The sequence below is a fragment of the Streptomyces sp. NPDC006510 genome (genome assembly GCF_040611955.1).
GTDB lineage: Bacteria > Actinomycetota > Actinomycetes > Streptomycetales > Streptomycetaceae > Streptomyces.
The window spans coordinates 1-2,872 of record NZ_JBEXPH010000388.1; the positions used below are offsets into that span (position 1 = coordinate 1).

Here is a 2,872-nt window from a genome sequence, read left to right on the forward strand (position 1 = left end):
CGACAGCCGGGCCACCAGCATTCCCACGACCAACCCGCAACAGCGAAACGGCCCGACGGAAGAACCGACGGACCGTCATGCAAGATCGAGGCTAGCTGACCCTGCGAAGATGCCAGCATGGGAACTCGCGATCTCGACCGCCTCGCGTCACGCGTGAAGGCGCGCCGACTGGAGCTATACCCCTCCCGCCTCACGGCGGCCGAGGCTGTCGGTATTTCCAAAGACACGTGGCGGCGCGTCGAGGAAGGGTTGGATGCGCGCGAGTTGACCTATGCAAAAATCGATCGGGCGCTCGGTTGGGCTCCGGGAAGTTGTGTCGCCGTCGCCAACGGCGGGGAGCCTGTCCTTGTCGACGTGCCCCATGGTGACCAGCCTGCGCCGGGCGAGTCGAGTGGTGCCGGCCTGAGCCCGGAGGTCGTGCGAAAGGCGACGTTCGAGGCGGCCAGGCGGACGATGCCGAACGCCGCGATCGGCGACCTGGATGCGTTCAGTGAAGAGCTAGTCGAGATCCTGCGGAGGGGTGGTGACGTGTCGGAGTGAAGTGCGGGTGAAGATGTCCGGCCGCGCAACCGTTTGGCCGTTACCGGATTATGATATTCGGGGTTGAGGATTCCTCACGCTTCCCCTGACGCACGCTCGTTCGGCATGCCACTCCGACCATGACCACCCGGGGAGGTCTCCGTACGGGAGCTGGGGGGACCGGTGGGAAACGTCATCAGCCTAGAGCTGGGGCCGCAGGACAGCCCAAGTAGCAGGAGAGGTGGTGTGTGTCCTGTCCTCCAAAGTCACCCAAGATCGCGGCCTCCGGGAACGCGCGAGGCGGTTCACGAAGCCGCAGGGACTTGACTGCTCGTCATGTCGCAGTTGCCTCATTGGGCAAACGCAATAGGGCAGGCAGTCTGAGGTGCCGGTGGAGGGGATGCTAGCCAGCACCCCGCGCACCACTCATCAATCATCGGTGGGATGACAGGTGCCCTACATAGAAGTGCGCGGAAACAGTATCCGCGTGAAGTGGTGGAGCGGCGAGTACAAGCTCGACGCTGATGGAAAACCGACGAAGAAGAAGCGGTACGAGTCCGCCAGCGGCCCCGAGCCCGGCGTGCCATTCCAGGACGAGAGCGAGGCGTACACCTACGGCCTCGACCGAGAGTCCGACGTCCGCAACAAGCGCAACCGCCGCATGGCGGGTGACGCTATGAACATGGCGGTCTACATCGACCGCTGGTTCAAGGATGCCGACCTGCGGGCCAACTCGAACAGGACCAATGCGTCGCGGCTGAACGCGGTGATCAAACCGTACTGGGCGCAGTGGAACGTCGAAGAGATCACGCCGCTCGAGTACGACGCCTTCCGTAACTACGTGACCGGCAAGTACTCGGAAAACTACAGCAAGAGCATCCTCGGGCTTTTCAAGATGCTGATGGACGATGCGGTGGTGAAGTACAGGCTGCGCGAAGAAAGCCCGATCGTGGAACAGCGTCGCCGCGGCCGGTACAAGCGAAAGCAGACCCGCCGCGTCAAGCGCAAGCTGTCCATCCAGTCCGTGCACCAGCTGGCCGTGAACGCCCACACGTTGTGGGGCTTCGCCGGCTGGGCGTACATCTGGACGGTGGCTTTCACCGGTGCCCGCCCTCCTGGCGAGATGTTCGGCCTCCAGCGGGGCTACTCGTCGCCCTACTGGCCCGCCTCCGAGCCTGATGACGAAGTGCGCGAGGAAGCCGAGCAACGGTACGAGGCGATGCACGCGATGCGGGTGCAGTATCAGACGTACGTCGCGGACAAACAGCACGTGCTGGCAGCTCCGAAGTACGACTCATGGAGGACACTGGTGATGCCGCCCTTCCTCCATGAGATGCACGAGGCTCTGCTGGCGTCTCGTGAGAAGCCGTGGACGTTTCTGTCTGTCACGGGGAAGCCGCTTCTGGGGACGGATTTTGATCGGGACTACTGGTACCCGATGCGGGACGGCGCCGAGAAACGGGACTCCGGGCCGCGGTATGCGCGGTGGGCGCGGCCCGCGATGCCGGCGGTCCCGGAGATGGCCGGGCAGGACATCTACCGACTGCGCCACTGGCACAAGGCGAAGCTGGATGAGCCGGGGGACATTCCACGCGTGGCGGTGGAGGCCCGAATGGGGCATGAGCTTCCGGGTGTGGAGGGTGTGTACAGCGAGGTGACGGTCGGGATGGAGGAGAGGATTGGGGAATACCTTCAGCGTGTGTGGGAGAAAGAAGTAGTGGGTGCGGGGTTGTGGACGCCTCTTTTTCCCATGCCGCTCCCAGATGGCCTGCACGATGCTGCTCCGCCCCTGTTCAGCGGCCTACCAGTCCTGGAGTACGAATGATCGTCTGGATCAACGGTGCGTTCGGCGCGGGCAAGACGAGCGCCGCGCGTGAACTGATCGATCTGATCCCGAACAGCACCTTCTACGACCCCGAACTCATCGGCGGGGAGCTGCGGCGGCTGCTGCCCCAGAAGAGACTCGCCGAGGTGACGGACTTCCAGGACCTGCCGATCTGGCGGCGCCTGGTGGTGGACACCGCGGCGGCCCTGCTCGCCGAAGTGCCCGGTGTGCTGGTGGTGCCGATGACTCTGCTGCGACAGGAGTACCGCGACGAGATCTTCGGAGGGCTGGCCTCCCGGCGCATCGCGGTGCGCCATGTCCTGCTCTCACCTGAGGAAACGATCCTGCGCCAACGGATCGCCGACCGCGAGGAGTATCCCGACGACCCGGAGCACAGCGAACGGGTGCGACAGTGGGCCTACCAGCACATCGAGCCCTACCGGGCGGCGCTCGGCTGGCTCGGCCGGGATGCCCACGTCATCGACTCCGGCGCGCTCACCCCGCACGGGACGGCCCAGCGCATCGCCG

Annotated in this window: 3 protein-coding genes; all 3 read left to right on the forward strand. The window is 64.9% G+C overall.

Annotation, left to right across the window (positions count from 1 at the left end; genetic code table 11):
- Window positions 1-117: 117 nt before the first annotated feature.
- The gene (locus tag ABZY11_RS43715) at window positions 118-540 is read left to right on the forward strand and encodes a hypothetical protein (protein WP_356484504.1); all 423 of its coding nucleotides are present in this window, start codon (window positions 118-120) and stop codon (window positions 538-540) included.
- Window positions 541-1,006: 466 nt separating this feature from the next.
- A complete protein-coding gene (locus ABZY11_RS43720; RefSeq protein ID WP_356484505.1) occupies window positions 1,007-2,344 on the forward strand; it encodes an integrase in 1,338 nt (445 codons plus the stop codon).
- The coding region (locus tag ABZY11_RS43725) for an AAA family ATPase (protein ID WP_356484506.1) at window positions 2,341-2,872 on the forward strand (532 nt) is incomplete at its 3' end. The genes ABZY11_RS43720 and ABZY11_RS43725, both read left to right, overlap by 4 nt.